This window comes from Streptomyces sp. NPDC002520, assembly GCF_053595235.1.
Genome location: NZ_JBSFXG010000019.1, coordinates 1 through 24,507 on the forward strand (window position 1 = coordinate 1; position 24,507 = coordinate 24,507).

Genomic DNA, 24,507 nt, shown 5'->3' on the forward strand with positions numbered 1-24,507 from the left:
GTCAACGATACGACGTTGCTGCTCGGTCTCGACGGGGTGTCCGTCGCGAGGATCGAGTCACTGCCCGACGGGACGCGTCGGGTGCACCTGATCACCGCAGACGAGGCGGCGCGGGCCTGCCCGTCCTGCGGGGTCCTCGCCTCCCGGGTGAAGGGGCCGGCGGTGACCCGGCCGCGTGCGCGTCACCAGCTGATCAGTGAGCCTGCTGTTGTGCGGGTCATAGGTGTTGGTGATCCAGGCTTCGTTGGAGCCCGTGCCGATGGTCTCCTGCTGGACCCGGTCGAAGGCGTCGTAGGCCGTGGTCTGGGCGTAGCCGGAGGTGCTGCCCAGTCTGTAGGGCAGATCGAGAGCGCCGGAGTAGGCGTGGGTGACGGTCTCGGAGGGCAGGCCGTCGGCCCGCGGGGTAGATGTCGCGGAACGGCAGACCGGTGGTCGTGGTGTAGGTGTGGCGGAAGGTGCAGCTGGTGCCGAGTGTGCTGGGCGTCGTAGGTGAAGCTGATGGTCTTGTTGCGGGAGTCGGTGGCCTGGGTGAGGTTTCCGGCGTTGTCGTACTACAGGGTGGTGTGGCGGGCGCTGCAGGCCGGTGCGCAGCGCCTCCCCAGACCGTGCGCTGTACAAGCACCCGCTCGCGGGGCGGCTGACCGGCCGCCACTGCCCGGCACTTCGGCAGCGGCCGGTTCACTGCTCCGCCGCACCTGATCCGTAGCGCCGATGGCCAAGGGGCCACCGGGAGAGACTCGCAGCCGGCACTCGAACGAGCTGGCTCTCAGGCAGTCGCATGATCGAGCGGATGGGCCCGGACCGATGACCGCTCGATCACCGGCATGGGAATCAGGCGGCTGCCGGACGGTGCGCCGGGGGAGAGGAGGATTTCGACGGAGGCACGGCCCATGGCCTCGTGTGGCAGTCCGACAGTTGTGAGGCCGGGCCGGAGGTAGGAGGCGAGTTCGTCGTTGTCGAACGAGACCACGGAGATATCTTTCGGGACGGTCAGACCGTGATCGGCCAGGGCCTGGTACGCGCCGAACGCGAGGCGGTCGTTCATGCACAGCAGGGCTCGGATGTCGTTCCGGCGTTCGAGGAGCGCGTGGGTGACGTCGTAGCCGTGGTGGGGCTCCCAGTCCCAGCACGACTCCTCGGTGGCGAACTGCAGCCCTTGTCTGGCCATCTCCGCGCGGATGCCGGAAATCCGCTGCTCGACGGTGGTGGACCGGAAGAGCCCCTTCTCGGCCTCCGCGTTGTGCCCGATGAGGGCAATTCCTTCACGGTGGCCGGCGGCAGCGAGAAGTCTGACTGCTGAGGCACCTCCGGCGTGTTCGTCGGGAAGCACGGAGACGGGGTGCCTCTTGTTCGTGGCGTTGAGCATGACGACGCGAGTGGTCGACGGGATCTCGGGCACGAACAGTTCCCGGGCGCGCATGACAGCGAAGATGATTCCGTCCACCTGACGGTCAAGTACAGCGCCAATCGCCTCCGACTCACGTGCTGGGTCGCCTCCGGTCTCCAGCACGAGCATGACATGCCCCGCCCGCTGCGCGGCGTCCAGTGCTCCTCGGATCAGGCCGCTCGCGAAGCGGGTGGTGGCGACGACGTCGGAGATGAACCCGATGGTGAGGCTCTTGTCGGTTCGCAGGCTGCGCGCCGCGACGTTCGGCCGGTATCCGAGTTCGGCGGCCGCCTCGTGGACCCGGGCATGCGCGTCGGCGGAGAGCCGGGAGTCGGGCCTGCCGTTGAGGATCATCGACGCGGCGGTCGGGGACAGCCCGGCACGGCGGGCGACATCGGCGAGCGTGACGCGCTTGGGCGGCATGACTTCCTCTCGTGCGGGGCGACGGGACGGCGTGCGTGCCGGTCCCAAGACAATCACAACGTCCTGACCTCTGACTCCTTGACAGGGGGCATCCGGCATCCCAATATGAGCAGCGCTAAATGCTTTTAGCAGACAGTTTAGCCCGTTTGGCGGGGGTGTCGAACCCCGACCAGTGGCGGCACCCGCTTGTGGTGCGCAGAGGCATCTTCCACGAAGCACGCTCAGACCACGGAGTCTTGTACATGGCACACAAGTCGATCCGCCCCGGTGAGGGACGCAGAGCCGTATCACTCATGAGCCGGAGGCGGGCTGTCGCGGCCGCGGTCGCCGTCAGCGGGTTTGTCCTGGCCGGGTGTGCGCCGGGATCCCCGGAAGCGAGCCCGACCGCATCGGGCAAGGTGAGCCTGAAGCTCCCCTCCGACAAGATCACGATCAAGATCCAGGACGAAGCGGGCTTCCCCGTCACCGACAACCTGGCCGACGAATTCACCAAGCAGCACCCGAACGTCACCTTCAAGGTCGTCCGGGACAGCTTCGCCAACCTCACCGCCAACGCGCCACGCCTCCTGGCCAGCGCCGACGCGCCCGACCTCATCCGGCTTCCCACCATGGGGGACACCGTCAAGGACGGGCTCCTGACCAACCTCGACCCGTACTTCAAGGGCTACGGGTGGGACAAGTTCTCCGCCGGCCAGCTGGCCGCGTCCCGGATGAGCGCCGAGGGAGTCAGGGGCGAGGGCTCTCTGTACCAGATGGGCCTGGGATACAGCGTCACGGGCATCTACGTGAACCAGAAGTACGCCAAGCAGCTGGGGCTCTCCGGTGCGCCGTCGACCCTCGCGGAGCTGGAGCAGTGGATGGCCAAGGCCAAGGCGGCCAAGATCCTTCCCGTGCAGATCGGAATGCAGGACGGCGTGGGAACGTTCGCGCTCCAGTCGCTGATCAACCAGTACGGGGACAAGGCGGACCTGGTGAACTGGATGTTCAACAAGCCCGGTGCCACCTTCGATACCGAGGCCAGCCTCAAGGGCGCCACGACCTTCAAGAAGTGGGCCGACGCAGGGTACTTCCCCTCCGACGTGAACGCGATCAACTACACGACGATGGTGTCCAACTTCCAGGCGGGCAAGGGTCTGTTGATGTTCGACGGAAACTGGGACGCCGCGAAGACCGACAAGGCGATGGGGGAAGGCGCGGCCCGGTTCGTCCTGGTGCCTCCGGCTACCGCCGGTGGTGCGCACGTGGCGATGGGCGCTGCGAACTCCTTCGCCATCCCGGCCAAAGCGAAGCATGCCGACGCGGCGGCGTTCTTCCTGGACTGGATCCACACCGACCCCAAGGCCCGTCAGATCGTGGTCGACGTCACGGGCGCCTCCCCGGGTGGAGATCCCTCGCAGAAGCTGCCCAAGGTGAAGGACGGTTCGCTGATCGCGCAGGCCCTCACGGCGTCGGCGAAGGTCGGATCCGATGACGGGTTCGTCGACTTCATGGCCAACACCACGGCGGGCATCTACGCGGGCGCCTTCCAGCCGGACGAGCAGAAGTTGCTGACCCGGCGCATGGAACCCAAGGCTTTCGTGGCGGCGATCCAGGAGTACTACGCCAAGGAGTTGGCGGGCTGATGGTCAACGATGTCTGTAAGCATGAGGACCCGAAGCCGACCGCGGCACTGCGGCAACCCGACATGGGCGCTCATGCTGCGGGCGTCGGAAGGTCCTCCGGTCAGGCCGGCCGGCCCTCCGTACGAAGGGCGGCCCGCCACCGGAGCGTCATCGGCTGGCTCTTCGTCCTGCCGGCACTGGCGTTCTTCTGCGCCTTCGTGGTCTACCCGTTGATCACCGCCGTGCAGTACTCGTTCTACCGCTGGAACGGCATCGGCGCGTCGACCTGGGTCGGCGTCGACAACTACGTCCGGGTCTTCACCGATCCGGAGCTGTTGATCTCGATCGTCAACGCGCTGGTCCTCATCGTCTTCTTCACGGTGATCCCGGTTGCCAGCGGCCTGGCCCTGGCGACCCTGATCCGCACGATGCGGCCCGGTCCCTTCGCCACGGTCGCCCGCACGGTGCTGTTCCTTCCGCAGATCATCCCGCTGGTGGCCGCAGGTATCGCCTGGTCGTGGATGTACGCGCAGACCGGCACGATCAACACCATTCTCGACTCCGTCGGCCTGGGCTTCCTCTCACGGTCCTGGCTGGCGGGCTTCGGGACCGCTCTGCCCGCCGTCGGCCTCATCGGCTCCTGGGTACTGACCGGCCTGTGCACCATCCTGCTGCTCACCGGCATCGGAAAGATCGCCACCTCCCTCTACGAGGCGGCACGGCTCGACGGGGCGGGCTGGTGGCGAGAATTCGCGACGGTCACCCTTCCCGGGCTGCGGCAGGAGATCGTGGTGCTGGTCACCATCACTGTCATCGCCGCGCTGAGCAGCTTCGACATCATCTACACCACCACCAAGGGCGGTCCGGGAACCAGCACGCTCGTCCCCGGCATCTCGATCTTCCGCCTCGCCTTCACCCAGAGCGAAGTCGGCCTGGCGTCCGCCTTCGGCATCATCCTCCTCGCACTCGTCCTCCTGGCGGTGCTGCCGATCCAACTGCTGGGAAGGGAACGCGACTGATGGTCGTCAACAAGACGGAAGCGGTCATCGGACGCATCGTCCTCGTCCTCGTACTGATCCTCACTCTGCTGCCGCTCGCCGGGATGCTCTCCGGAGCCCTGCAGCCCGCGGATCGCATCCCTGACGGATTCTCCTGGCCCAGCGATCCCCAGTGGGGCAACTTCGTCGTCGCCTTCCAGACCGCGCATGTCTGGGAACTCCTCGGCTCCAGCACCCTGATCATCCTCGGCGTCGTGCCGCTCAGCCTGCTCCTGTCGACGCTGGCCGGCTACGCCCTGGGCAACCTGCGCATTCCCGGCGGGAGATTCGTGTTCGTCCTGCTCCTGCTGGGGCTGACCATTCCCTTCGAAGCGATCATCATCCCGATCTACTACGAGATCAGCGCCATGGGACTGCTCAACACCCAGTGGGCGATCATCCTTCCGCTGATCGGGCTCTACATGCCCTTCAGCGTCGTCTGGATGCGTGCGCACTTCGTCGGCGTCCCCACCGAACTCTCCGAAGCGGCCCGGATCGACGGGGCGAGCACCTTCCAGGAGATCCGCCGCATCCAGATTCCACTGGCCATGCCCGCCCTCTCCGCCCTGGCCATCCTGCTGTTCCTGTGGACCTGGAACCAGTTCCTCCTCCCTCTGGTCCTGGTCGACGATCCCGACAAACGCACCATGGCCGGAGCCCTGGGAGCGTTCCAGGGGCAGTACCTCAACCAGCTCCCCCTGCTGTTCGCGGGCGCGCTGATCATCATGCTGCCGACGATCGTGATCTACGTCATCTTCCAGCGCCAGTTCATCAAGGCGCTTCTCCAGGGCGCGGTCAAAGGCTGAAGCGCACCTCCTCCATCCCTCCCATCGATCCGGCCTGCTCACGACGACAGCCGCAGCCACAAGGACAATGCATGGCATTTCGCCTCGACCACGCCTGGGTGTGGGACTTCTGGTTCGCCGATGACGGCGACACCTTCCACCTGTTCTACCTCCACGCACCCAAGAACCTGGGCGACCCGGAGCTGCGCCACCGCAACGCCCGGATCGGGCACGCCACCTCCGTCGACCTGGTCGACTGGCAGGACCACGGACGGGTCTTCGGCCCCGGACAACCCGGCACTTTCGACGAGACCGCCACGTGGACGGGCAGCGTGCTCCGCGGACCCGACGGCGTCTGGCGGATGTTCTACACCGGAGCCCGCTTCCTCGACGCCGGGGGCAACGTCGAAACCATCGGCGTGGCCACCTCCCCGGACCTGCACACCTGGACGAAACAGCCCGGGCCGCTCATCGAGGCGGACGGGCGCTGGTACGAGAGGCTGGGAGACTCCAGCTGGCCGGAGGAGGCATGGCGCGATCCCTGGGTCTTCCCGGACCCGGCCGGTCACGGCTGGCACATGCTCATCACGGCCCGGGCCAACCACGGTGCTGACGACGACCGGGGCGTGATCGGGCACGCGACATCACCGGATCTTCAGGCATGGACCGTCCGGCCACCGCTCAGCCGCGTGGGCGCCGGCTTCGCCCACCTGGAGGTCCCCCAGATCATGACCGTCGACGGCGAGTCCGTACTGCTGTTGTCCTGCGACACTCCACGACTGTCCGCCGCACGGCGCAAAGCCGGCCAGGTCGGAGGTGTCTGGAGCGTTCCAGCCGCTGCGGTCCTGGGCCCGTACCCGGTGGAGGACGCCACGTTGGTCGTCGAGGAATCCCTCTACAGCGGGCGCCTCATCGAAGACCGAACCGGCAGAACCGTGATGCTCGCCTTCGACAACTCCACTGTCGACGACAGGTTCGCCGGCTCGATATCCGACCCCATCCACGTGAGCTGGTCACCGGAGCGGCACGGCATCGCCCCCTTGGCCCTCCAGAGCAAAGGCACCCCGGAATGAGCACCCGCATCGAGGGCAGCACCGCCCCAGGCTTCGCGCCCCTCGCGGAAGCCTTCTCCACCGCTTTCACCGGCCATGACGCCATGGGCGCGGCACTTTGTGTCCGGGTGGCCGGCGAGACAGTCGTTGACCTGTGGGGCGGGATTGCCGACCCGCGCGACCGCTCGCCCTGGACGAAGGACACCACCAGCGTCATCTTCTCCTGCACCAAGGGCCTTGTCTCCATCCTCGCGGCGCGTCTCGTGCAGGACGGCCTTCTCGACTACCAGACTCCCGTCGCGACCTACTGGCCCGAGTTCGCCACCGAAGGGAAAGAAAAGATCACGGTCGCCGATCTTCTCGCCCACCGGGCCGGGCTCTCGGCACCACGCGATCTCCTGAACGTCGAGGACGTCATCGACTGGGATGTCGTCACGGATCGCCTGGCAGCCCAGCAACCACTGTGGACCACCGGCCAGGGGCACGCGTATCACGCCCTCACCCACGGCTGGCTCGCCGGTGAGGTCATCCGCCGGATCACCGGCAAAACGGTCGGCCAGTACTTCGACGAGCTCATCGCCGCACCGCTGCAGGCCGACGCGTGGATCGGCATCCCCCGCGGGGCGCGGCACAAGGTCGCCCATCTGCGGGCCGGAACGAGCCTCACCGCGCTCGTTGCTCAACAGGCAGCGGCGCGCGTTGCCGGCGAGATCGACTGGACCGAGCGGGCCATGACCCTCGGAAACGCGTTCCCGCCGGAACTCGTCGACGCCACCGGCGGTTTCAACGACCCCCGTGTCCAAGCGGCGGAGCTGCCGGGAGCGGGCGGCATCGCATCCGCCCGGGCGCTGGCCTCGATCTGGTCATCCACCGTGGTGGAGACCGACGGAGTGCGGCTGCTGGATGCCGGCACGGTCACTGACGCCACGCGACCGCAGACCGAAGGCCCCCCGATATTCGGCGGACAACCCCCTTTCCCGCGGTGGGGCATGGGATTCCAGCTCCCCTCCCTCGCCCGCGAATTCCTCGGGCCCGCCTCCTTCGGACACGACGGCGCCGGCGGGCAGGTCGCCTTTGCCGACGCGACACACCAGGTCGGATTCGCCTTCCTGACCAACCTCATGGAAGCGGGACCGGACCACCGCGCCACCGCGATCGTGGACGAACTCCGCCGCATCCTCCGCAAGTAACGCTGGGGTGGAGGCTGGGGTCCGGCCCAGGGGTGTTGCGGTTTCGTCGAGATGGGGCAATTGCCCGGGGTGCGTTGCCAGCGCGCAGTTGTGCGGCACGGGAAACGTGGTGCGACCACACCATCCCCAACCCGTCCAGCTGCTTCACCCGCCCCGGATCGAGATGCCTCGCCTTGTGGAACCTCCGCTGCTCCGCGGGCCATGTCCCGAGCGGAAGTCCGGCCGGGCCCAGTCATCGGGGATGACGTAGCCGTACGGCATCCGCAGCGCTCCGCGCCGTGTCTTTCAGCGACCGGGGCGGCGGCCTGGAGACTGCGGCGGGTGTGGTGGCGGTGGCGGGATGGTGGTCGTGCTGGGTGCGGTCTCCGGCCAGACCAGTAGGACGGGGCAGGGGGCGTGGTCGACGATGAAGCGGCTGGTGGGACCGAGGCTGCGGGGTTCGAGGTGGGTGCGGTCGCCGTCGCGGGCGAGGATGAGAAGGTCGGCGCCTTCTGCGGCGGCCACGACTTCTCGTTCGACGCTGCCCGAGCGTTCTTGCCGGGTGCACGGGCGTCCCAGCTGCTCGGCCGCACTGGCCAGGAGCTGTTCGGCAAAGGCGGCGGCCAGGTGTTCCACGGCGGTGCCGGGGCGCGGTCGGGGCGTGCGCGGCCCAGCAGCCCGGCGTAGGCGCCGTGCGCGGCGCCCGGCACCTCGTGGCCGGTGACGTGCAGCAGCACCAGGTCAGCGTTGGCAGGCGTGTGGGTGCGGGCGGCGTCGACGCAGGCGCTGCACGCCGCCGGCGCCCTGGACCGGTCGAGGGCGGTGCTCGACGGCTCTCACGTGCGGGCCATGAAGGGCGGCCCAAAACCGGACCGAGCCCGGTCGACCGTGCCCGAGCAGGCTCCAAAGATGCTGCACTGGTTCCGCCGATTACCCATCCACTGGGAGATACGCGACGACACCCACGAAGCGTTCCTCAGCCTGGCCTGCAGCATCATCTGCTGGCGACGACTGAGGAACCTCGCACTTTGTTAGGAGTTCTCAGCCGCCGGCGACTGCGGCAGCTCCCGGACCAGGCGCTTGATCATGTTGCGCCCCTCGGTCACTTGCAGCCTCGGGTGCTCGAAGGCCAAAACGCCCACCCCGGCCATGCCGATCTGCACGCGAAGCGCCTGCGCAGCGCCGGGGATCAGTTCCGGCTCACCGACCCAGGCGACTTGATCGAGCGCGAAGGAATGCAGCATTTTGCCGGGTTTGCCCACCATGACCCCACCGACCGAGAAAACGAGCAGCCGCTGGTCGGTCAACGCGATGATGACCCGGCCGGGCAGCCGGAGCGGCACATCCGGCGCCGCCGCCCGTCCGCGCGAGGTGATCACGGCCATCGTGGCCGCACCGGCCGACCCGGCGAGACCGGCCGCGCCGCCGATCATCGTCGTGCGGACCCCGCCGACCCGGAAGGCCAGTACCCCGTAGAGCACCCGCTCACCAGGCAACTTCGCGTCCGTGAGCCTGAGTTCGACCTTCTCTGTCATCGTTCTCGCCATGGGATTGCCTCCCCCTCGCTTGGTCAACGGAGCAAATCTACGGGCACCAGGCCGACGTGTCTGAACAGCAGCAGCCGATGGTGCGCGCCGGCAATCGGGCCACCCGCCACGGCGACGATCAGGGCCGACGCGGTGGACCCTTCCTCGCCCGGCTATCGCGTGCCGAAGAACTTCCGCAATCCCCGGGGCGATGTCCACTGCAGGTGTTCGAGCGCGGCGGTCGTGAAAGCGTCCTCGTCGCATGCCACCCCCGTACGCGGCATGGATGCCCGACAGCACTTTCCGGTCGTCTAGACGCTTGCGCCCTGGATGATCCGGACGGCGCGGCAGCAACGGCTCGATCCGCGCCCACAGCTCATCGGACACGATCCACGGAAGCTGCTCACCCTTTCTCACATGAAGACTAACGCTCCATCAGACGCCAACATGTCAAGGCAAGAAGCGTCATTACGTTAGGAGTTCTTAGGGTGTCAGCCGCGGCCATGCACGGCTCGATCCTGTCCTTGCACGAGTGCCGGACCTTCTCGTCCTGCTCGGGGCTGTCCAGGGTGAAACTCCGGCCGTCGATCCGTTTCTTCAGAATCTCGCGGGTGTCGAGCCTGGGGGTGTCGAGGGGATGGGGCTCGGTGTCGAGGTGGACGACGCGTTGTGCGAGGTCGAGGTCGGTGGTGCGAAGGCGCAGGAGACCGAGGGCCGGGGACTGGGCCGCCGTCTGATGGCCGAGTTCCTCTGTCGAGCGAGGCGACCGCAGGTATCGGCTGACCGGATCGGTCCGCTTCGGGACCCGATGCGGCCTGTCGCCGCCCCGTCCGCACGGCTGAGGCTTGGGACATGACCCGAGCACTGATCGTCATCGATGTCCAGGAGTCCTTCCGCGCCCGTCCGCTGTGGGAAGCGATCTCCGACCCGAAGATCGCCGACAAGGTGAACCGACTGGTCCGGCTGGCCCGCCGGGCCGGGGACCTGGTGGTGTGGGTACTGCACTCCGAGCCCGGGAGCGGCGGTGCCTTCGACCCGGCCCTCGGCCACGTCCGGCTGCTGGAGGAGCTGGAGCGGCGGGAGGACGGCGAGCTGCTGATCCACAAGACCTCGCACAACGCCTTCACCACCACCAACCTGCAGCAACTCCTCACCGAGCACGGGGTCCGTGAACTCACCCTTTGTGGTATCCGCACCGAGCAGTGCGTGGAGACCACCGCACGCGTCGCGAGCGACCTCGGCTACGTGGTCACCTTCGTCGTCGACGCGACCGCCACCAACCCGATCCCGCACCGCGACGCCCCCGCCGACCAGAGCGTCGCCGAACTACTCGCCGACCCCCGTACCCTGCCCGCCGACGAGGTCGTCCGGCGCACCGAATACGCCCTCGCCGGCCGCTTCGCCACCATCGCGACGGTCGACGAGGTGGAGGCCGCGGCGGATCTTCGGGCATGATGACCGAATAGTGAGCCACGTCGTCTTCTTCCTGGTGCCCGGAGTCCACCTGCTGGACCTGGCCGGCCCCGCGCAGGTCTTCTCCACCGCAGCCGACTTCGGGCACCCCTACACCCTCACCTATGTCGCCGAGCGGCAGCAGGTCCCCACCGCCCAAGGGCTGCCTCTGGTGGCCGGGCCCGACTGGCCCGAACTCGGGCCCGAGGACCTGATCGTGGTCCCCGGCTGGCGGGCCGTCACCCTTGCCGACTCGCCTGACATTGGCGACGCCTCCCTGAAGGTCCTGCGGGACCACCACACCAGGGGCGGGACGGTGGCCAGCGTCTGCGCCGGCGCGGAGGCACTCGGGCGGGCCGGCCTGCTCAAGGGCCGCCGCTGCACCACCCACCACGACGTGCAGGACGAGCTTGCCCTGCGCCACCCCGGAGCGGTCGTCGTCCGCGACGTTCTGTTCACTGCCGACGACCGGGTGATCACCTCGGCCGGCATCGCCAGCGGCATCGACCTGGCCTTGCACCTCGTCGCCGGCCGGCACGGGCCTGCCGTCGCCGCCCAGGTCGCCCGGGACATGGTCGTCTACGCCCGCCGCAACGGCCACGAGCCGCAGTCCAGCGCGATGTTCCGGCACCGGTCCCACCTCGACGACACCGTGCACCGCGTCCAGGACCTCATCGACACCCGCTTCGACCAACAGCTACCGCTGCCCAGCCTGGCCTCGGCCGTCGGCGTCAGCGAACGCACCCTCACCCGGCTCTTCAACCGCGCCACCGGCCTCACCCCGCTGCGCTACCAGCAGACCCTGCGCCTGGAACGCGCCGAGCACCTCATCAGCCACGGCGCCACGGTCGACGCCGCCGCCCGCTCGGTCGGCTTCGAGGACGCGCGCATGCTGCGCCGCCTGCGCGCCCGCGCGGCCTGACGACGGCCAGCAGAGCCGACCCGTGTCGGTGCGGGCCAGCGGCGCGCTTTTCCTGGACTGATTCGCTGGCCAGCGCGTCTTTCCTGGGCCAGCCTTCCTACGGGTGATGAGGCCGAGTCGGCTCCGCGAACTCAGTCGTGACGGGCGAGGTTGACCGCGGGGATGAGCGGGATCACGGCCAGGACAGGGATAAGCACCAGGTCAGAGAACACACCGAGGAGCAGCCCGCCCAGCATCACGCCGACGATCGAGCCGCTGGCCATCACCAGGGTGGAGCGGTGGTGGCGCGCGGCACCTCGAAGCTGCCGTCACGGTTGTAGCGGGCAACGGCCAGCAACATGGTCGGTAGCGACACCAGCACGGACAGGTTTCCCGCCGTCTTGATGCCACGCTGAACAGCAGCACGATCGTCGGGATCAAGCAGCTCCCCCCGGCCACGCCCTTGATCGCCGCGACCACCCCGATGCCGAACCCGGCTACGTCCCCGGTGGGCAGCTGCGCCGACAGCGGCGGCGCGAGTGTTTTAGGGCAGTGATGTGCGTGACCAGCAGGGCCGTGGCCATGAGCACCATCAGCCCAGCCAGCACCCTGTAGAGAGTAGAGCCGCGCATCCGCACCGCCCAGGACGCTTAACCCCAGGCACCCGCCAGGCTCCTGGCCGGCAGGTTGACCGCGACAGACCAGTGAGCGGCCACCTTGGCGGCCGACAACCGCTGTCAGACAGGCGGGCAGCGCGACCATCGGGACCCGGCGGCGCACGCTGAGCCTGTCGGTGCTGTGGCAGACGGCGATCCCGGTCGCTCTGGGCCTGCTGCTGGCGTCGGCGGTGGGGGTGGCCCTGGGTGCGTTCCTGCTGAAGATGGCCGACGCCACGGTGAACGGGGGTGAGCGTACTGAGCATGGCCTGCATCGGCGCGGGCGTCGTACTGCTGGTGACGCTGCTCAGCCTGCCTCCGCTGCTGCGGCTGGACGGACTGCGCACCGAGTAGCAGACGGCCACCCGCATTCATGGACCGTACTCCTTCACCAGCCGCCGGGCCTGGGCGAAGGCACTGGCCTTCACTGGCTTGCGGCAGCGCTCCTTGAAGACCTCCGCGACCACCGTGCGGCGCTCGCGGCTACGTCAGGAAGCGGCGGATCAGCTCGCCGGTCTCCTCGGGGCGTTCGAGATACAGCATGTGGCCCGCATCGAGTTCCGCCACCGTCAGGCGCTCGCCCAGTGTCGCCCGGCACGCCCGGACGTACTCCGCGGAGACGAAGCCGGATCGCCCGGCGATGACGAGGAGTGTGGGCACGGTGGCGGGCGGAGTGACGGCCGGTCCCGCCATCTCGGAACATGCCGTCACGACGGCTGCGGGCTCGAAACGCCACTGCCACCGCCCATCGCCACGTCGTACGAGGTGCTCGGCGACCTCCTCTTCCACGGCCGCGGCGGAGGCGGCCGGCCAGGCCGACCTCCGCTCCGCGCGCGCTTGTTCCGGGTCCGCGAAGAAGCCGGAGCTCAGCGTCCGGCGGGCCTGATCGTGCATCCGCCCGGCGGGCAGGCTGACCGAGGGGTCGAGCAGGACGATCCGGCCGACGCGTTCGGGGGCCGCGTGGGCCAGGCGCAGCGCGATCAGCCCGCCGTACGAGTGCGCGAGCAGCTCCACACGGTCGAGGTGATGGGCGTCCAGCACGGCGAGCATGTCCGCTACATGGGCTTCGGTGTTCCACGGCGGGGCGTGGTCGGAGCGTCCATGGCCGCGCAGGTCCGGCGCGATGACCGAGAAGTCGTACAAGGACGTCTCGGCGATGCGCTGCCAGCGAGCGCCGTGCCCCCTGATCCCGTGCAGCGCGAGCAGTGCGGGTCCTTCGGCTGCACCGTAGTGACGGACGTACAGCGCCGTCACGCGTGTCCGCCTTCGTCGATGCCGGGTGCTTGGGTCATCTGCTGACGTGGTGTGGCGGAGCGGTAGGAGTGGCCGAGTTCCGGGCCGAGGCCGAAGTAGTGCCGGAAGCTGTAGATGAGCGGGCTCCACACGGCCGGGTCGATGTGATCGGTACCGGGGACGACTATTCGGGGGTCGGCGTGCACCTTCAGCACGTGGGCCTCGACGATGAGGAACTCACCGGAGGCGTCCGGCCGGATGTGCTCGGCTCGTGCCTCCAGCTGGAGTGGGCATCCGTCAACTCTCGGCGGCCGGACCGTATGGGACGGGCGGCTGCTCAGCCCCGCCGCGCTGAACTTGTCCTTCTCGAAGCGGCAACCGTCGTGCTTGGTCGGGGGGACCGGATGGCGGCCGGTGAGCGGAGCCAGACGCTCCACGGCCTGCCACTGACCGGGGGCGGCGATGTTGATCACGAGTTCGGGGCGGGCGGTGAGGTTGTGCGCGGTCTGGCCGTCCGGGCCCAGGCCGAGCACGATCACCTGTCCCAGTGCCCATGCGGAGGAAATCGGCGCGAGGTTGACGGAGGCGTCCGGGTTCTCGGTGGACAGGAGTACCACGGGAGTGCCGAAGTACAGAACGCTCGGCGCTATGGAGACACAGGGGTCGGTGCCGGAACCGGGCCGGACGAGGGGCTCAACGATCTTCATGATCGAAGCGTAGGGGCGGATAACTTCGGCACCCGCCGAACCGTTCCCGTCCCGTGAGACCCGGAACAGAGTAAAGGAACGATCGTTCTTGACTGGTCATTCCTAAACTGTGTACGGTCATTCCATGGGACGACCGAGAGGATTCAACGAGGCTGACGTAGTCCGGTCGGCGGCGAAACTCTTCGCAACCCGGACCTACGACGGCACATCCGTCGACGACCTGGTGTCACACCTCGGTGTACACCGCAACAGCCTGTACAAGACGTTCGGCAGCAAACGCGGGCTCTACCTGGCCGCGCTGAAGTGGTCCCTGGACCACGAGGTCACCGGGCTGGCCGAGCGCGTCGCCGAAGCGGGCGGCCACGCGGAAGTGACGCAGGAGGCCCTGGCCGACGCGGTCACCGGAACAGAACTCGACCTGGTCCTGCTGGCAGCGGTCGAGCGGGCACCGGTGGACGCCGAGGTGGCACGACTGGTCGGCAAGGCGTTCACCGTGCTGGACAGGGCAGTCGGTGACGCGGGCCGCGCGGCCGGGAACGGTGACGCCCGCGCCGCTCCCGCAGCGGCCACCGCACTGCTCATCGGGCTGCGCACACGGGCCAGGTCCGCCACGACCGACGAGGGCATCATCCGAGCCGGCGTCGACCTGGCACAGCGCCTCGGCCGACCCTGACACTCTCACAGCAAAGGAAGCACCATGGCACACATCAGCATCGACGACGGCAACCTGATCGTGGAGATCGAGGGGCTGGACAAACTCTGGGCGCTCAAGAGCCGCCTGACCATTCCGCTGGCCCACGTGCGCGGCGCCACGGCTGACCCCGGAATCGTCAAGGAGCCCAAGGGGCTCCGTTCCCCGGGCACCCATGTCCCGGGCGTCGTCACCGCCGGCACCTTCCACGTCGACGGCGAACGGGTCTTCTGGGACCTCCGCGACCCGGCGAAGGCGGTGGTCATCCAACTGGCCGACGAGCGCTACGCCCGCCTCGTGATCCAGGTTTCCGATCCCCGCGCGACGGTGGCACTCGTTGAAGACGCCCTGCACAACTGACCCCGCCGTGCGCGGCGGCGACGGGGTCGGCGGCCGCGGTGAACGTCCCGGCCAGTGAACCCCTTGTCGAGGACCTCCGCCGCCCCTGGGAACGGCCCGCCGAGCCCCGTCGGCTCACCCCCGCCCGGGTCCGCCGCGGGTTCCGCCACCTCCGCGTGAACACCGCCCGTCCCGCCGGTGTGCCCCAACCCTCCCGGCCCGGGCCGGGACGCCCACCCGGCTCGAAGAATCGCAGGCCAGCCCCACGCTACGAGCCCGGGAAGACCGTGAAACGAGCCGAAACCTCACCGAACACGTCCGCTTGAAACAGCAGCGAGGTGCCCTCCGGCCGCCTCGCGGTCCTGGGATGCACTGAGGATGTGTGCAGCGATCACGTTGCTTGCAGCGCCCCGAGAAGCGGAGTTCACGCTGGCGACTCGGCCTGCAGCTGAAACGGTCCGGGACCGAAGCGTCGGCCCGACCTGACAGAAGTTCCCAGTCAGCTCCTCCGTGGCCCCTCAGCCGTTCAGCCGCAAGGTCCACACCACCGTCATCTCGCCCGTGACAGCCCCGTCCTCGCGCTGAATGGCGATACCGACAGGAAACTCCGGTCGCTCGCCCGCGTCGAGTTCGGCAATGACCTCGGCCGCCGGGCGGCCCAGCGTCGCCGTGGCCGTTACCGGGCCCATGGCCAGCTTCTTGTAGTCGATCTCGGCCCGAACCGCGAGCGGCACCGCACGCGAGAGTTGATCGCCAAAGGCTGTGAGAACGATGGCACCGCTGGCGGACTCGGCCAACGTGAACATGGCGCCCGCATGGGGGCCGCCAACGTGATTGTGGTAGCCCGGCTGGTCCGGGAGCCGGAGCACGGCGCGCTCCGGGGTGACCTCGATGAACTCCAGGTTCAGGGTGCGCACCATCGGGACCGCGGCGGCCAGCATTTCGCCCATCGAGGCGGTGTCAACTGTCATGAGCGAGATGTTACTGATGGGTAGTGGAGCTGGCCAGCCCTGCCTACGCCCCGCGTTCGGCTCGAAAGAAGCCTCTCGGGTCACGCACCCTCTCCGTCGCCGGGAGCGGCAGCTCGACGCGGAACACCGGCGTGTGGGTATCGGTCATCCCGCCCCGGCGTGCGGCCCGCCCACGTGGTTGTGGTAGTCGCCCTGGTCCGGCAGGGACACCACGGCCTTGTCCGCGGCGGTCTCCACGAACTCCAGGTTCAGGGTCCGGGCCATCGGCACGGTGGCGGCGAGCATCTCGCCGATCGACATCTGGTCTGCGCTCATGCCGTCATGTTACTCGTGGGTAGCAAGGCCTGACCAGTGCCCCGCACACCAGAGCGATCATCGCTGTATCGTTGCGGCCCATGTGGCCAGGGGAACAGCCGCCGGGAAGCGGCCAGCAGCACAATCCGTACCTGCAGCCCGGCCACGGTGGGCCCGGCGCCTACGCCGGTCAACAGCCGCCCGCCCCTTGGCCGCAGCCCCCGGCCGGGCCTGCGGCACCGCAGCCGGGCGGCGGTCGCACCAAGGTGGTGGCGGTCGTCGCGGCGGCGGCCGTGGTCGTCGCGGCGTGCGTGACCGGGATCCTGGTGCTGGGTGGCAAGAACGACGACGAGGCCCGCCCCGGCCCCGCCACCTCCTCGCCCACCGCCTCCTCCTCCACCACGACCACCCCTTCCGTCACGGACAACCCGCGCGCGGCGGACCGCGCCCCGAAGCCGACGGTCGACGGCTGGAAGGTCGTGGCGAACCCGGTCACCGGCATCGCCTTCGACGTCCCCGCCGAGTGGCAGGTGCGCTCCAAGTCCTGGATCACCTACGTCACCGAGGACTCCGATCCCGACGAGAAGGTGCTGGTCGGGATGAAGGCGCCCGCCGTCCTGAAGGCGAAGTGGTGCGCCATGGACGAGGACAAGGACGGCACGACCGACTACACCTCGCTGGCGAACGGGGGCACGCGCGGGAACAAGGGCGCCAAGAGCACCGACGAGGTCGCCCGCGAGGACTCGGCGAACTGGGTCTACGGCTGGTTCACGCAGCCGGACCACGACAAGGTCACGACCGGCCCGGTCACCTCGTACACCACCGCCTCCGGTCTCACCGGCAGCGTCGCCACCTCCCGCTCGTCCGGGGTCGGGACGAAGCACAAGTGCGACTCCGACGGCAAGGCGACCACGTTCGCCTTCAAGGACAACGACGGCGCCATACTGTCGTGGTCGTTCGTCGGCGCCAAGGGGGTCTCCGAGGAGGTCCAGGACGCGACGGTCCGTGCGATCATGCGCACGGTGCGCCTGTACGCCGAGCCCGCGGACTCGTGATTTCGGTACGTCCCTGACGAGGGGTGGTGACCGAAACGTTTCTCGGGGCGCATTAGGGTTACTCGCCATGTGGCCAGGAGAACAGCCGCCCGGGGGCGCGCAGAACCCGCAGAACAACCCGTATCAGCAACCGGGTTACCAGCAGCCGAATCCGTATCAGCAGCCGGGGTACCAGCAGTATCCGCAGGCGAACCCGTACGGGCAGCAGCCGCAGTGGGGAGCGCCCGCCCCGGTCGGTACGCCTCAGCCGGGGCAGCCCCCGCAGGGCGGAGGCAACCGGACGAAGGTGATCGCCATCGTCGCGGCCTCGGCCGTCGTCGTCGCCGCGGGCGTGACCGGATTCCTGATCCTCGGCAACGGCGGCTCCAAGGACGACAAGGCCGACAACGGCAAGGGCGGGAGCACGACCAGCCACTCGCCCACGGCCGACCCGTCGGTGTCCGCGAGCGACGACAACCCGCGCGGCGGCGACGGCGAGAAGCCGGTGATCGCGGGCTGGAAGGTCGTCATCAACCCTCGCTTCGGCACCGCCTTCGACGTCCCGGCGGACTGGGAGGTCGAGTCGGCGGACACCTCCCGCTTCATGGAGGACCACTCCGACAAGGACAAGCTGATCACCTCCGTCGCCTCTCCGGCCCTGTACAAGTCGAAGTGGTGCACGGACGACACCGACCACGACGGCAAGTCCAGCAACAACGCCCTGGCCACCGCCGGCACCCGCGGCGAGAACGGTGCCAAGAACCCGGCCGACGCCGCGGTCGCTCGTGTGCCCTGGTACGTCTACGGCGGCTACACGCAGCCCGACAAGAAGAGCATCACCTTCGACAAGAAGGCGACGCCGTACACGACCAAGTCGGGTGTCCAGGGCGCCTACGCCTGGGCCCGCTCGAGCGGCACCCCGCAGAAGGGCAAGTGCGCGAGCGACGGCAAGGCCATCTCGTTCGCGTTCAAGAACTCTGCCGACGACATCGTGTCGTTCGACCTCTACGGCTCCAAGGGCGTGAGCGAGGAGCTCGACAACGCGACGATCATGAAGATCCTCAGCTCGGTCCGGCTGCACGGCGAACCGACGGACTGACCCGAGGGGCGGCGGACGGCCGGGAATTCGATTGGCAAGCGGGCGGCGAGCGGCGATAGTCGCCCGGTGACTTCCGCCGCCGACTCCCCCGACCCCTCCGCCGGCCCCTCCGCCGCCCGCCCCGGCAGGCCCGCCTGGGCGGGCCGCAACTACACGCTGCTGACCTCGGCGGCCGTCATCGCGAGTCTCGGTGCCAACGGCTCGCTGATCGCGGCCGCGTTCGCCGTCCTGGAGGCCGGCGGGGACGGCGGGGACGTGGGACTGGTCGCCGCGTCCCGCACGCTGACGCTGGTGGTGTTCCTGCTCATCGGCGGCGCGGTCGCGGACCGGGTGCCCCGGCACCGGGTGATGGTCGCCGCCAACGCCCTCAACTGCGTCTCCCAGGCGGCGTTCGCGCTGCTCGTGCTGGCCGGCGAGCCCCGGCTGTGGCAGATGATGCTGCTCGCCGCGCTCGGCGGCACCGGGCAGGCGTTCTTCGGTCCGGCGGCCGAGGGCATGCTGATGTCGTCGGTGCGGGGCGAGCAGGCGGGCCGGGCGTTCGCGTTCTTCCGCATGGCCACCCAGGGCGCGGCCCTCGGCGGCGCGGCCCTGGGCGGCGCGCTCGTCGCGGCGGTCGGCCCCGGCTGGGTCCTCGCCTTCGACGCGGCGGCCTTCGCCCTCTCCGGAGCGCTCCGCTCGTTCCTGGACGTCAGCCACATCCCGCCGCGTGCGCCGGGTGAGGGCATGCTCGCCGATCTCCGGGAGGGCTGGCGGGAGTTCACCGGTCGGCCCTGGCTGTGGGGCATCGTCCTGCAGTTCTCGGTCGCCAACGCGGTGGTGGCCGCCGCCGACGCCGTCTACGGCCCGCTCGTGGCCCGGGACAGTCTCGGCGGCGCGGGACCATGGGGCCTGGCGCTGGCCGCGTTCGGCGCGGGGACGGTGGGCGGCGCCCTGCTGATGACCCGCTGGAAACCCCGCCGCCTGCTCCTCGCCGGCACCCTCTGCGTCTTCCCGCTGGCCCTGCCCTCGGCCGCACTGGCCGTGCCGGTGCCGGTGGGCGTGCTGTACGGGATGATGTTCGTCGCCGGGACGACGGTGGAGGTGTTCGGGGTCTCCTGGATGACCGCGCTGCATCAGGAGATACCGGAGGACAGGCTCTCCCGTGTCTCGGCGTACGACTGGTTCGGTTCGGTGTCGCTCGTGCCTCTCGCCACGGCCCTGGCCGGCCCCGCGGAGGCGGGCTTCGGCCGCACCGCCGCCCTGTGGGGCTGCGCGACCCTGGTCGTCCTGGTCACGGCACTGGTGCTCCTCATCCCCGACGTGCGCACCCTCACCCGCCGCACCGCGCCGGTCGCCGTGTCCGGGCCGGCGTCAGCCGATGCCGAACGCCCCGTCGGGGGGCTCGGGTGAGGGGACGGCGTCCGTGTCGTCGACCGGGCGGGCCGAACCGATGAACTGCCGTAGCGCGGGGCCGTGTTCGACCCGTGCGGGGAAGGCGTCGGCCGCGGTGCGCCGGGCCAGGGCGGCCGTGTCGAGCGGGCGGTGCGAGGCCACGAGGACGGCGTTGCCGAACCGCCGGCCGCGCAGCACGCCCGGTTCGGCGATCAGCGCCAGCTCCTCGAACAGGGCGGCGAGATTGGCCAGTTGGGACCGGAGGAAGCCGAACGGCGCCGCATCCGCCAGGTTGGCCAGGTAGACGCCGTCCGGACGCAGGACGCGCTCGGCCTCCCGGGCGTACGCGAGCGAGGTGAGGTGGGCCGGCACGCGGGACCCGCCGAACACGTCGGCGATCAGCACGTCGGCCGAGTCGTCCGGCGCCGCCTCGAGCCAGGCGCGGGCATCGGCGGCGTGCAGCGCGACGCCCGCGCCCTTCGGCAACGGCAGATACTCGACGACCAGCTCCAGCAGCCCCTTGTCGGCCTCCACGACGTCCTGGCGGGACCCGGGGCGGGTAGCGGTCACGTAGCGGGGCAGGGTCAGTGCCCCTCCGCCGAGGTGCAGCACGTCCAGCGGCCGGCCCACCTCGGCCACGGAGTCCAGCGCGTACCCGAGCCGCCGCGCGTACTCGAACTCCAGGTACGCGGGATCGTCCAGATCGACGTACGACTGCGGCGCCCCGTCGACGGTGAGCAGCCAGGCCCGCTCCCGGTCGACGTCGGGCATCAGCTTGGCGGTGCCGTGATCAACGGTCCGGGTGACGGGTATGGCTTCGCTCACGAACCCATTGTCACCGGTACGGGAAGACACCGGACGCGGGGAGCTCCCCAGGGGCACAGGGGACTGCGCGACCCGCCACAACGGCCCCGCAGTCCCCCGCACCCCCTACGGCCCCGGAACCCTCAGCCCACCGAGCTGATGGTCCCCGCGCCCACCGTCCTGCCGCCCTCACGGATGGCGAACCCGAGCCCCGGCTCCAGCGGCACCTCCCGTCCCAGCTCGACCGTCATCTCGACCGTCTCCCCGGGCCGCACGACCGCCACCGCCCCGAGGTCGACGTCCCCCACGACATCGGCCGTACGGATGTAGAACTGCGGCCGGTAGCCCGTGGACAACGGTGTCGTCCGACCGCCCTCACGCCCGGACAGCACATACACCCGCGCCGTGAAGCGCCGGCTCGGCACGACACTGCCCGGCGCGGCCACCACATGCCCCCGCCGCACCGCGTCCCGCGGCACGCCCCGCAGCAGCACGGCCACGTTGTCGCCGGCCTGCGCCTCCTGCATCGGCTTGCCGAAGGTCTCGAGGCCGGTGACCACGCTCTCCACGTCGGCGCCGAGCACCGAGACCCGGTCGCCCACGCGGAGGGTCCCGCGCTCCACGGCGCCGGTGACGACGGTGCCGCGTCCGGTGATGGTGAGCACGTTCTCCACGGGCAACAGGAACGGCGCGTCCAGGTACCGCTCGGGCATGGGCACGTACGTGTCCACCGCGTCCAGCAGCGCCTCGATCGACGCCGTCCAGCGCGGGTCGCCCTCCAGGGCCTTCAGGCCGGAGACCCGGACGACGGGCACCGCGTCGCCGGGGTACCCCTGCGCGGTGAGCAGGTCGCGGACCTCCAGCTCGACCAGGTCGGTCAGCTCCTCGTCGCCGGCGTCGGCCTTGTTGAGGGCGACGACGATGTGGTCGACTCCCACCTGCCGGGCGAGCAGCACGTGTTCGGCGGTCTGCGGCATGATGCCGTCGAGCGCGGAGACGACGAGGATCGCCCCGTCGAGCTGCGCGGCACCGGTGACCATGTTCTTGACGTAGTCGGCGTGGCCGGGCATGTCGACGTGGGCGTAGTGCCGGGTGTCGGTCTCGTACTCGACGTGCGCGATGTTGATGGTGATGCCGCGGGCGGCCTCCTCCGGGGCGCGGTCGATGCGGTCGAACGAAACGTACCGGGTGGTGCTGCCGCCGCCGCGCTCGGCCAGGACCTTGGTGATGGCGGCGGTCAGGGTGGTCTTGCCGTGGTCGACGTGGCCCATCGTGCCGATGTTCAGATGCGGCTTGGTGCGTACGTATGCCGTCTTGGACATGGCTGTACCTCGAAGTCTCTCCGGTTCGTGCGGAAATGCGGGCCCCAGGGATTTGCCGACCCTCCCCCTGCGGGGTCCGCCGGACGATCCGGAGAGGGTCAGCTTCGGGCGCCGTCGACAGCGGCCAGGAGAATCAGGACGGCAGCCTTCGGCGCATCCGCGACTGCGGATGCTGCGAGGAGGAAGGCGTGCCGGAACATGACGCAGATCCTCGCCGACGCGCGGCCCCGCGTCGAATGGTTTTCCGTCCGCCCCCGTTTCCCGTGTGCCCCTGTGCCCCTGTGCCCCGTGTGCCGCACGTGCCGTACGGCGGGCGCGTCGCGAGGAGGTTGCGGGCGCTGCCGTACGGGCGTTACCTGGAAGTACCGGCGGTGAAGCGAGCGCATGTGGGGCCGCGGACATGTCCGAGGCCCGCGTGTCCTGGGCGTCCTGCGGCAGTGACCCTCCGTCCCTCCCTCGCCGCCGCCTTGTCCGGCGCTCGACGCGGAGGTGACAGAGGTGAGAGCCGTCGTCTACGAAGAGCCCTTCAGCGTGGTGGTGAGGGAAGTCCAGGACCCCGGGATCCAACACCCGAACGACGTGCTCGTACGGGTCACGTCGTCCGCGATATGCGGCTCGGACCTACACATGTACGAGGGCCGCACGGCGGCCCAGTCGGGCATCGTCTTCGGACACGAGAACCTCGGCATCATCGAGGAGGTCGGCAGCGGCGTGACCTCCCTGTCCGTGGGTGACCGGGTCGTGATGCCCTTCAATGTCGCCTGCGGCTTCTGCAAGAACTGCCTGGCCGAAAAGACCGGTTTCTGCCTGACGGTGAACCCCGGCTTCGCGGGCGGAGCCTACGGCTATGTGGCGATGGGCCCCTACACGGGCGGCCAGGCCGAGCTGCTGCGCGTGCCCTTCGCCGACTTCAACTGCCTGAAGCTGCCCTCGGGCACGGAGTTCGAGTCCGACTTCGTGCTGCTCGCCGACATCTTCCCGACCGGCTACCACGGATGCGAACTCGCCCAGGTCTCCCCCGGCGAGAGCGTGGCCGTCTTCGGTGCGGGACCCGTGGGTCTCATGGCGGCCTACTCCGCGCTGCTGCGCGGGGCGTCGAAGGTGTTCTCGGTCGACCGGGTGCCCGAGCGGCTCGCCAAGGCCGCGGAGATCGGGGCGATCCCGATCGACTTCACCAAGGGCGACCCGGCGGAGCAGATCAAGGAGCAGACGAACGGAGAGGGAACCGACAAGGGCGTGGACGCCGTCGGCTACCAGGCCCAGGCCCACGACGCCAGCCACGAGGAACCCGCCATCGTCCTCAACCAACTGGTCGAGACGGTACGGCCGACCGGCCTGCTCGGCATACCCGGCCTGTATGTGCCCGCCGACCCCGGCGGCCCCGACGAGCACGCCAAACACGGCCAGCTCCTGGTCTCCATCGGCAGGATGTTCGAGAAGGGCCAGCAGATGGGCACAGGTCAGTGCAACGTCAAGCGGTACAACCGCCAGCTGCGCGACCTGATCATCGCCGGACGCGCCCGGCCGAGCTTCGTGGTCTCCCACGAGATGCCGCTGGAGGAGGCGCCGCTGGCGTACGAGAAGTTCGACAAGCGGATCGAGGGCTACACCAAGGTGGTGCTGCACCCCGGCCACGCCCTCGCGGCGTGAGACACGGGTCCGGGCGCGCATCGGCGTCCGGACCCCTTTCGTCCGCAGGAGACCGCTCCGTCCACAGAAGATCGCTCCGTCCATAGAAGATCGCTTCGTCCGCAGACGATCGCTCGTAAGCGGGAGACCGCTCGGCTGTGACGCCGCTGAGACACACCTGTCGGCGATCACACGCGTTCGTCGGTTAGGGTCACCGGATGCTCGATGCCAACCGTTCTGGCACCGCCACGGCCTCTCCCCGGGCCGCCGCCACGGAGCTTGCCGTCGCCGTACCGGCTGACGCGCCCGCCCCGCCCACGTCCCGCGCGGGCCTCGCCGCCCGCTGCACACGTGCGTTGACGTCCCCGTACGCGCGACTGGCGCTGCTGCTCGCGCTGCTCGCGGGCGGCGGTGCGAGCGTGCTGCTGTTCGAGCCGCAGCGGCTCCTGACCCACGGCTGGCCGCCACAGCTCGGCGGGGCCGCGGCGGCCATGGTGTTCGCGGCGGCGTACGGAGTGTGCACGGTCGCGTTCGTGCCGCGCCCGCTGCTCAACCTGGCGGCCGGCGCGCTGTTCGGCTCCCAGGTGGGACTGGGTACGGCGCTGACGGGTACGGTGCTGGGCGCCGGCGTGGCCTTCGGGCTCGGCCGGATCCTCGGGCAGGACGCGCTGCGCCCGCTGCTGCGCGGCCGGTGGCTGAAGGCGGCCGACGGGCAGCTCAGCCGGCACGGGTTCCGGTCGATGCTGGCGGCGCGGCTGTTCCCGGGCGTGCCGTTCTGGGCGGCGAACTACTGCGCCGCCGTCTCCCGGATGCGCTGGTATCCGTTCCTGGTGGCCACGGCGCTCGGCTCGATCCCGAACACGGCCGCGTACGCGGTCGCCGGCGCCCGTGCCTCCGCGCCGACCTCCCCCGCCTTCCTGATCGCGATGGCCGCGATCGCCCTGCCGGCGCTCGCGGGCACCGTGGTGGCCTGGCGCAAGCGCCACCACCTGCGCGGCAGCCGCTGATCACATCCGTGTGACCA

23 protein-coding genes and 4 pseudogenes are annotated in these 24,507 nt (G+C 69.6%); 16 read left to right on the forward strand and 11 right to left on the reverse strand.

All coding sequences use genetic code 11. The annotated features are described in order from the left end of the window. Window positions 1–766 precede the first annotated feature (766 nt). Window positions 767–1,810, reverse strand: a complete 1,044-nt coding sequence (locus ACWD5D_RS25065; RefSeq protein WP_451374982.1) for a LacI family DNA-binding transcriptional regulator — start codon at window positions 1,808–1,810, stop codon at window positions 767–769. A 398-nt stretch (window positions 1,811–2,208) separates the two neighbouring features. Between ACWD5D_RS25065 and ACWD5D_RS25070 the strand changes: the two genes are divergently transcribed. The 5 genes from ACWD5D_RS25070 (at window position 2,209) to ACWD5D_RS25090 (ending at window position 7,475) form a co-directional block, all read left to right on the forward strand. After that, window positions 2,209–3,432: an ABC transporter substrate-binding protein gene (locus ACWD5D_RS25070; protein WP_451374983.1), complete on the forward strand. Its 1,224-nt coding sequence runs from the start codon at window positions 2,209–2,211 to the stop codon at window positions 3,430–3,432. Continuing rightward, a complete protein-coding gene (locus ACWD5D_RS25075; RefSeq protein ID WP_451374984.1) occupies window positions 3,432–4,430 on the forward strand; it encodes a carbohydrate ABC transporter permease in 999 nt (332 codons plus the stop codon). The genes ACWD5D_RS25070 and ACWD5D_RS25075 overlap by 1 nt, the downstream gene beginning before the upstream one ends. Further along, window positions 4,430–5,254, forward strand: coding sequence for a carbohydrate ABC transporter permease (locus ACWD5D_RS25080; RefSeq protein WP_451374985.1), 825 nt, complete (start codon window positions 4,430–4,432; stop codon window positions 5,252–5,254). The genes ACWD5D_RS25075 and ACWD5D_RS25080 overlap by 1 nt, the downstream gene beginning before the upstream one ends. A gap of 71 nt (window positions 5,255–5,325) precedes the next feature. Next, entirely contained in the window at window positions 5,326–6,306 is a 981-nt protein-coding gene (locus ACWD5D_RS25085; protein WP_451374986.1) for a glycosyl hydrolase family 32, read from the forward strand. Next, window positions 6,303–7,475 (forward strand): serine hydrolase domain-containing protein, encoded by a 1,173-nt coding sequence (locus tag ACWD5D_RS25090; RefSeq protein WP_451374987.1) that lies wholly within the window; start codon window positions 6,303–6,305, stop codon window positions 7,473–7,475. The genes ACWD5D_RS25085 and ACWD5D_RS25090 overlap by 4 nt, the downstream gene beginning before the upstream one ends. 285 nt (window positions 7,476–7,760) lie before the next feature. Here ACWD5D_RS25090 and ACWD5D_RS25095 read toward each other — a convergent pair. The 3 genes and pseudogenes from ACWD5D_RS25095 to ACWD5D_RS25105 all read right to left on the reverse strand — a co-directional run. Then, window positions 7,761–8,239, reverse strand: a pseudogene (locus ACWD5D_RS25095) (universal stress protein); the annotation flags it as partial. A 246-nt stretch (window positions 8,240–8,485) separates the two neighbouring features. Beyond that, window positions 8,486–8,989 (reverse strand): hypothetical protein, encoded by a 504-nt coding sequence (locus tag ACWD5D_RS25100; RefSeq protein ID WP_451375084.1) that lies wholly within the window; start codon window positions 8,987–8,989, stop codon window positions 8,486–8,488. 276 nt (window positions 8,990–9,265) lie between these two features. Beyond that, window positions 9,266–9,397 (reverse strand): annotated as a pseudogene (locus ACWD5D_RS25105) (IS5/IS1182 family transposase); the annotation flags it as partial. Between the two features lie 435 nt (window positions 9,398–9,832). Between ACWD5D_RS25105 and ACWD5D_RS25110 the strand changes: the two are divergent. Both ACWD5D_RS25110 and ACWD5D_RS25115 read left to right on the forward strand, forming a co-directional pair. Then, complete coding sequence (locus ACWD5D_RS25110; RefSeq protein ID WP_451374988.1) at window positions 9,833–10,435, forward strand: cysteine hydrolase family protein; 603 nt, start codon at window positions 9,833–9,835, stop codon at window positions 10,433–10,435. 10 nt (window positions 10,436–10,445) lie between these two features. After that, window positions 10,446–11,354 (forward strand): GlxA family transcriptional regulator, encoded by a 909-nt coding sequence (locus tag ACWD5D_RS25115; RefSeq protein WP_451374989.1) that lies wholly within the window; start codon window positions 10,446–10,448, stop codon window positions 11,352–11,354. Between the two features lie 131 nt (window positions 11,355–11,485). Here ACWD5D_RS25115 and ACWD5D_RS25120 read toward each other — a convergent pair whose 3' ends face one another. Then, complete coding sequence (locus ACWD5D_RS25120; RefSeq protein WP_451374990.1) at window positions 11,486–11,617, reverse strand: hypothetical protein; 132 nt, start codon at window positions 11,615–11,617, stop codon at window positions 11,486–11,488. Window positions 11,618–12,096: 479 nt separating this feature from the next. Between ACWD5D_RS25120 and ACWD5D_RS25125 the strand changes: the two are divergent. Then, a pseudogene (locus ACWD5D_RS25125) lies at window positions 12,097–12,343 on the forward strand (ABC transporter permease); the annotation flags it as partial. A 129-nt stretch (window positions 12,344–12,472) separates the two neighbouring features. Here the strand turns inward: ACWD5D_RS25125 and ACWD5D_RS25130 are convergent. Continuing rightward, a complete protein-coding gene (locus tag ACWD5D_RS25130; RefSeq protein WP_451374991.1) occupies window positions 12,473–13,243 on the reverse strand; it encodes an alpha/beta fold hydrolase in 771 nt (256 codons plus the stop codon). Then, window positions 13,240–13,929 carry a flavin reductase family protein gene (locus ACWD5D_RS25135; protein ID WP_451374992.1) on the reverse strand — a complete coding sequence of 230 codons (690 nt, stop codon included), beginning with the start codon at window positions 13,927–13,929 and terminating at the stop codon, window positions 13,240–13,242. Before ACWD5D_RS25135 ends, ACWD5D_RS25130 begins: the two co-directional genes overlap by 4 nt. 124 nt (window positions 13,930–14,053) lie before the next feature. Here ACWD5D_RS25135 and ACWD5D_RS25140 point away from each other — a divergent pair, with 124 nt between their 5' ends. The 3 genes and pseudogenes from ACWD5D_RS25140 to ACWD5D_RS25150 form a co-directional block, all read left to right on the forward strand. Then, a complete protein-coding gene (locus tag ACWD5D_RS25140) occupies window positions 14,054–14,602 on the forward strand; it encodes a TetR/AcrR family transcriptional regulator (RefSeq protein ID WP_451374993.1) in 549 nt (182 codons plus the stop codon). Window positions 14,603–14,626: 24 nt separating this feature from the next. Beyond that, the gene (locus ACWD5D_RS25145; RefSeq protein ID WP_451374994.1) at window positions 14,627–14,980 is read left to right on the forward strand and encodes a hypothetical protein; all 354 of its coding nucleotides are present in this window, start codon (window positions 14,627–14,629) and stop codon (window positions 14,978–14,980) included. Between the two features lie 53 nt (window positions 14,981–15,033). Continuing rightward, window positions 15,034–15,285, forward strand: a pseudogene (locus ACWD5D_RS25150) (NF041680 family putative transposase); the annotation flags it as partial. Window positions 15,286–15,477: 192 nt separating this feature from the next. Here the strand turns inward: ACWD5D_RS25150 and ACWD5D_RS25155 are convergent. Then, on the reverse strand, window positions 15,478–15,930 hold the full coding sequence (locus tag ACWD5D_RS25155) for a DUF4442 domain-containing protein (protein WP_451374995.1): 453 nt from the start codon (window positions 15,928–15,930) through the stop codon (window positions 15,478–15,480). A gap of 144 nt (window positions 15,931–16,074) precedes the next feature. Beyond that, a complete protein-coding gene (locus ACWD5D_RS25160) occupies window positions 16,075–16,245 on the reverse strand; it encodes a DUF4442 domain-containing protein (protein ID WP_451374996.1) in 171 nt (56 codons plus the stop codon). Window positions 16,246–16,325: 80 nt separating this feature from the next. Between ACWD5D_RS25160 and ACWD5D_RS25165 the strand changes: the two genes are divergently transcribed. The 3 genes from ACWD5D_RS25165 to ACWD5D_RS25175 all read left to right on the forward strand — a co-directional run bounded on the left by ACWD5D_RS25165 (window position 16,326) and on the right by ACWD5D_RS25175 (window position 19,746). Continuing rightward, window positions 16,326–17,279 (forward strand): hypothetical protein, encoded by a 954-nt coding sequence (locus ACWD5D_RS25165; RefSeq protein WP_451374997.1) that lies wholly within the window; start codon window positions 16,326–16,328, stop codon window positions 17,277–17,279. Window positions 17,280–17,346: 67 nt separating this feature from the next. Further along, window positions 17,347–18,357, forward strand: coding sequence for a hypothetical protein (locus tag ACWD5D_RS25170; protein WP_451374998.1), 1,011 nt, complete (start codon window positions 17,347–17,349; stop codon window positions 18,355–18,357). Window positions 18,358–18,423: 66 nt separating this feature from the next. Further along, complete coding sequence (locus ACWD5D_RS25175; protein ID WP_451374999.1) at window positions 18,424–19,746, forward strand: MFS transporter; 1,323 nt, start codon at window positions 18,424–18,426, stop codon at window positions 19,744–19,746. On the opposite strand, the gene ACWD5D_RS25180 is transcribed toward ACWD5D_RS25175, so the two are convergent. Both ACWD5D_RS25180 and tuf read right to left on the reverse strand, forming a co-directional pair. Then, window positions 19,708–20,553: a spermidine synthase gene (locus ACWD5D_RS25180; protein WP_451375000.1), complete on the reverse strand. Its 846-nt coding sequence runs from the start codon at window positions 20,551–20,553 to the stop codon at window positions 19,708–19,710. The genes ACWD5D_RS25175 and ACWD5D_RS25180 overlap by 39 nt on opposite strands. A 122-nt stretch (window positions 20,554–20,675) precedes the next feature. Further along, entirely contained in the window at window positions 20,676–21,854 is a 1,179-nt protein-coding gene (gene tuf / locus ACWD5D_RS25185) for an elongation factor Tu (RefSeq protein ID WP_451375001.1), read from the reverse strand. Window positions 21,855–22,352: 498 nt separating this feature from the next. On the opposite strand from tuf, the gene ACWD5D_RS25190 reads away from it, so the two are divergent. Both ACWD5D_RS25190 and ACWD5D_RS25195 read left to right on the forward strand, forming a co-directional pair. Next, window positions 22,353–23,504, forward strand: a complete 1,152-nt coding sequence (locus ACWD5D_RS25190) for a glutathione-independent formaldehyde dehydrogenase (RefSeq protein ID WP_451375002.1) — start codon at window positions 22,353–22,355, stop codon at window positions 23,502–23,504. Window positions 23,505–23,701: 197 nt separating this feature from the next. Next, window positions 23,702–24,490, forward strand: coding sequence for a TVP38/TMEM64 family protein (locus ACWD5D_RS25195; protein WP_451375003.1), 789 nt, complete (start codon window positions 23,702–23,704; stop codon window positions 24,488–24,490). Window positions 24,491–24,507 lie beyond the last annotated feature (17 nt).

Excerpts from the sequence above, each read along its gene's own strand:
- ACWD5D_RS25160 (WP_451374996.1), bottom strand. The coding sequence starts at position 16,245 with ATGAGCGCAGACCAGATGTCGATCGGCGAGATGCTCGCCGCCACCGTG.
- tuf (WP_451375001.1), bottom strand. The coding sequence starts at position 21,854 with ATGTCCAAGACGGCATACGTACGCACCAAGCCGCATCTGAACATCGGC.
- ACWD5D_RS25195 (WP_451375003.1), top strand. The coding sequence starts at position 23,702 with ATGCTCGATGCCAACCGTTCTGGCACCGCCACGGCCTCTCCCCGGGCC.
- ACWD5D_RS25080 (WP_451374985.1), top strand. The coding sequence starts at position 4,430 with ATGGTCGTCAACAAGACGGAAGCGGTCATCGGACGCATCGTCCTCGTC.
- ACWD5D_RS25065 (WP_451374982.1), bottom strand. The coding sequence starts at position 1,810 with ATGCCGCCCAAGCGCGTCACGCTCGCCGATGTCGCCCGCCGTGCCGGG.
- ACWD5D_RS25090 (WP_451374987.1), top strand. The coding sequence starts at position 6,303 with ATGAGCACCCGCATCGAGGGCAGCACCGCCCCAGGCTTCGCGCCCCTC.
- ACWD5D_RS25140 (WP_451374993.1), top strand. The coding sequence starts at position 14,054 with ATGGGACGACCGAGAGGATTCAACGAGGCTGACGTAGTCCGGTCGGCG.
- ACWD5D_RS25145 (WP_451374994.1), top strand. The coding sequence starts at position 14,627 with ATGGCACACATCAGCATCGACGACGGCAACCTGATCGTGGAGATCGAG.
- ACWD5D_RS25100 (WP_451375084.1), bottom strand. The coding sequence starts at position 8,989 with ATGACAGAGAAGGTCGAACTCAGGCTCACGGACGCGAAGTTGCCTGGT.
- ACWD5D_RS25075 (WP_451374984.1), top strand. The coding sequence starts at position 3,432 with ATGGTCAACGATGTCTGTAAGCATGAGGACCCGAAGCCGACCGCGGCA.
- ACWD5D_RS25155 (WP_451374995.1), bottom strand. The coding sequence starts at position 15,930 with ATGACAGTTGACACCGCCTCGATGGGCGAAATGCTGGCCGCCGCGGTC.
- ACWD5D_RS25120 (WP_451374990.1), bottom strand. The coding sequence starts at position 11,617 with ATGGCCAGCGGCTCGATCGTCGGCGTGATGCTGGGCGGGCTGCTCCTC.
- ACWD5D_RS25085 (WP_451374986.1), top strand. The coding sequence starts at position 5,326 with ATGGCATTTCGCCTCGACCACGCCTGGGTGTGGGACTTCTGGTTCGCC.
- ACWD5D_RS25110 (WP_451374988.1), top strand. The coding sequence starts at position 9,833 with ATGACCCGAGCACTGATCGTCATCGATGTCCAGGAGTCCTTCCGCGCC.
- ACWD5D_RS25170 (WP_451374998.1), top strand. The coding sequence starts at position 17,347 with ATGTGGCCAGGAGAACAGCCGCCCGGGGGCGCGCAGAACCCGCAGAAC.
- ACWD5D_RS25165 (WP_451374997.1), top strand. The coding sequence starts at position 16,326 with ATGTGGCCAGGGGAACAGCCGCCGGGAAGCGGCCAGCAGCACAATCCG.
- ACWD5D_RS25135 (WP_451374992.1), bottom strand. The coding sequence starts at position 13,929 with ATGAAGATCGTTGAGCCCCTCGTCCGGCCCGGTTCCGGCACCGACCCC.